The 3,782-nt window shown below is 46.3% G+C and carries 3 protein-coding genes; 2 read left to right on the top strand and 1 reads right to left on the bottom strand.

The window, feature by feature from the left end:
- Positions 1–208: 208 nt before the first annotated feature.
- Both AB4653_RS05615 and AB4653_RS05610 read left to right on the top strand, forming a co-directional pair.
- A complete protein-coding gene (locus AB4653_RS05615) occupies positions 209–895 on the top strand; it encodes an SDR family oxidoreductase (RefSeq protein ID WP_102257909.1) in 687 nt (228 codons plus the stop codon).
- A 7-nt stretch (positions 896–902) separates the two neighbouring features.
- A complete protein-coding gene (locus AB4653_RS05610; RefSeq protein WP_009848705.1) occupies positions 903–1,904 on the top strand; it encodes a DUF3080 domain-containing protein in 1,002 nt (333 codons plus the stop codon).
- Between the two features lie 53 nt (positions 1,905–1,957).
- Here AB4653_RS05610 and AB4653_RS05605 read toward each other — a convergent pair.
- The coding region (locus AB4653_RS05605; protein WP_372103530.1) for a DNA topoisomerase III at positions 1,958–3,782 on the bottom strand (1,825 nt) is incomplete at its 5' end.

Here is a 3,782-nt window from a genome sequence, read left to right as displayed (position 1 = left end):
ACAACCCTAATTAATAATAATAATTATCATTACCTTTAATTAGTTCCAGAGACAACAATGAAAAACGTAATACTCATCTGTGGTGTGATCTGCGGCTCGATGGCAGCAGTAATGATTTTTGTAGGAATGCTAATAGCCAGTTGGTGGAGCGTTGATTTTCTCGTGTTAAGCCATCAAACTTAACTAATTGAACTGAAAAGGAATCACCATGAGCGTTATTTTTATTACTGGAGCGAACCGCGGCATTGGCTTAAGTCTGACTCAACAATACTTGAAAGGTAATCACAAGGTGTACGCAACTTACCGTGACGCCAATTCAGCAAAAGAACTGCTCTCTCTCGCAGACCACAATAGCAACCTGACCTGCATTCAATTAGAGATCACCGATTACCAAGCGGTGAGCCACCTCAATTCGCAAATAGAGTCGATTGATATTTTGATCAACAACGCTGGCTACTATGGCCCTAAAGGTTATGGTCTGGGTAATACCGATGTCGAAGAGTGGCGCCGTGTATTCGAAGTCAACACCATTGCTCCATTGAAGCTTGTCGAGACTCTATTACCTCTTATCGAAAGTAGTGACGTCAAAAAGATCGCCTGTCTTTCATCTAGAGTGGGTAGCATGTCTGAAAACACATCAGGCGGAGGCTACATCTATCGTTCATCTAAAGCGGCTCTTAACTCAGTTGTGAAGAGTTTAAGCAACGACTTGACCGATAATGGCTTTACAGTGTTAGCGTTACATCCTGGTTGGGTACAGACGGAAATGGGCGGCCCTAATGCTCTTATTGATACAGAGACTTCGGCTCAAGGCCTTGTGACTGTAATAGAGTCATCGAATACTGAAGTGAGTGGTCACTTCTTCAATTTCGATGGTAGCGAAATAGACTGGTAGCCGTCACATGGTTCGCCGCGTGATCTCAAGCTTACTCGTACGTTCAACACTGTTGTGTCTAACAATGGTGCTCACTGGATGTTTCGATGACAGCCCACAGAACTATTTCGACGACTATCAGGCCAAAATCGCCAACGTGCAAGATGCTGACGAGATACAGGAAGACTGGGAGCTCGACAGCTTACCGAGAAAGCGAGAACTGTTTATTGAAGTTCCTTCGCTCTCTATCGGGCTTATCGACAGCTATCAACTTCGACAATGCGGATTATTCAACCTGATTGCAGAAAGAAACTCCGTACTTGGAAAAGTCGCCGACGAGTTCCGAAATTACGATTATCAAGTCGCTCTACTGGAAGGTGTTGGTCAATGTTTATCTAATAACGAATTAGATCCAGAGATCGTAGAATTACTCAAAGAAATCGAGCAGCAGAAGCTCGCACAATTTCCACTGCACCAATGGAATCTCATCTATGCCAGCGATGCAATGCAGTCTCAGATGCGTGGTAGTCAGTGGTTACACGCTGATATCGGCGATCAGGTACGACAAACCAGTGATGCCTTAGAATATATCAATCAAGCGTTAAACGTTCCGCTCGTTTCGGGAAAGACTACTGAGGTTCAAGAAGTATTAGAAAAGAGCTCTACGCTCGGTGATTTATACTACTCGCTCACGCGAGCTTCGGCCGAACTTGATACCATCACCAAACAGCTGACAACTTTTAATCACAATATCATCTGTGGTAAACAACGAGACACGACCAAGTTTCGTTATCTCAACAATGTGTTCGAGCAGCAATATATAGGCAAAGTTCAGCCGTACATAGCGCAATTAGATGGCTACTATCAGCAGTTAGCCCCGCAACTTGGTATGTTTGACGCGCAACCTGACCTACACAGTTATTACTTTCCCATCAAAGATGCGCATAACGCCTTTCGATCATCCACTCGCCGCCATGTCGACTATTGGCAACAGCTGTTTAAGCGCTGCGGACGCAAGGTCGGACGTTAATTCCAGTATCGCCAATAAACAGCGGTTTGTTCTCAGTACCTAACTTTTAGTACCTAGCTTTTAGTGCCTTTCTTAGCATACGTCCCTTTCTTGGCATAAGTTTTCTTCGCACCACCGCCTTTACGACGTTTAAAAGCCGGTCTTTCGACTTTAGGAAGATGACGCAAAGATTCAGGGACTTCACCCGTTTTTACCTTGCCCATCAAGCCGTCGATCTTGCTTTCTAATTCTTGCATGAAGGGCTGATACGCTTGGTTTCGTTCAGCCATACCTTGTAACTGATGCTCCCAGTGAGCGGTCATATCGGGAAAGGTCGAGTCCTCAGGTAAGGCATTAATCAATCCTCTTCCCGCCGGGCTACTGTGAATGCTTTTACCCTGTCGCGTTAACAGTTGTCTCTTGAACAGAGTATCGAGAATCCCCGCACGGGTTGCTTCTGTGCCGAGGCCATCAGTCTCTTTCAAGATAGCTTTGAGGTCTTTATTTGCCACAAAGCGTGCAATACCGGTCATCGCTTGTAACAAGGTCGCTTCGGTAAAGTGTTTTGGTGGCTCGGTTTTCTTATCGCCAATCACGCCTTCACGACAGGTGAGCACAGTCCCTTTATCTAGCGGTGGAACAGTGTCAGTACCATCACCTTTATCTTCGGTGTCCGTTTTGCCCATCAACACTTTCCAGCCTGGGTTGATAAGCTGACGCCCTTTCGCGATGAACACACCACCAGCGATATCAAAAACCAACTTAGCATCCGCAAAAACAGCCGGTGGGTAGAACTGCATCAGATATTGGCGGGCAATTTGCTGATAGATTTTCATCTCATTAGCAGATAGGCCATTCACCGCTGATTTCTTCGGCGTTGGGATTATCGCGTGGTGAGCATCGACCTTACTGTCGTTCCATGCTTTGGATTTAAGAGAAAGATCCGCGCCTTGCGCACCACTTTGCAGCTCTTTCGCATTATTGGCGATAGCATCGACTACCGACTCTCGTTGCGAATAATGATCTTTAGGTAGATAGCGGCTATCAGAACGTGGGTAAGTGATGAGTTTGTGTTTCTCATACAATGACTGACAAGTGTCGAGTACCTGTTGAGCGCTCATACCAAAACGCTTAGACGCATCAATCTGCAGAGCTGACAGCGAATAAGGGAGTGGTGCCGCTTGTTTGCTTTGCTTTTGCTCTGATTCCGTCACCGTTGCAGGCTGATTAGCAATTCGGTTAGCGACATTCTCAACCAGCTTTCGATTGAGTACGCGGCCTTCTTCATCTTGCCAAGGTTTACATGCTTCGCTTGGTTTCCAACGTGCTCGAATATCAAAGCTCTGGCCGTTGTTTTGATAAGGGATCAGCGCATGCAGAGTAAAATAATCTTTCGGAATGAAGTTTTCGATCTCTTCATCACGCCTTACGACCAAACCAAGTACAGGCGTTTGCACTCGCCCTACCGACAACACGCCTTGGTAACCCGCCTTTTGACCTAACAAGGTATACGCGCGAGTCATGTTCATGCCATACAGCCAATCGGCTCTAGAGCGCGCCAATGCAGAAATAGAAAGTGGAATAAAATCGCGGTTACTGCGCATTTGAGAGAGCGCACGCTTTACCGCTGGCAAGTTCAAGTCACTAATAAGTAACCTGTCCATCGACTCTTTCTTAGTCTTAGACACCTTGCAATAATCAATCACTTCATCAACCAGCAGCTGCCCTTCTCTATCCGGGTCACCCGCATGGACAATTTGGGTCGCGTCCTTCAATAGCTTTCGGATCACAGTAAGCTGTTTGCTGGAAGTCTTGCGCGGTCTCAGCTGCCATTGCTCCGGCACGATAGGAAGATCGGCTAAGTTCCACTTCTTATAACGGTCATCATAAGCGTCTGGC

Source organism: Vibrio sp. 10N.222.48.A3 (assembly GCF_041475345.1).
In the GTDB taxonomy this organism is placed as follows: Bacteria; Pseudomonadota; Gammaproteobacteria; order Enterobacterales; family Vibrionaceae; genus Vibrio; species Vibrio tasmaniensis_A.
This window is presented reverse-complemented; position numbering and strand designations above follow the sequence as displayed.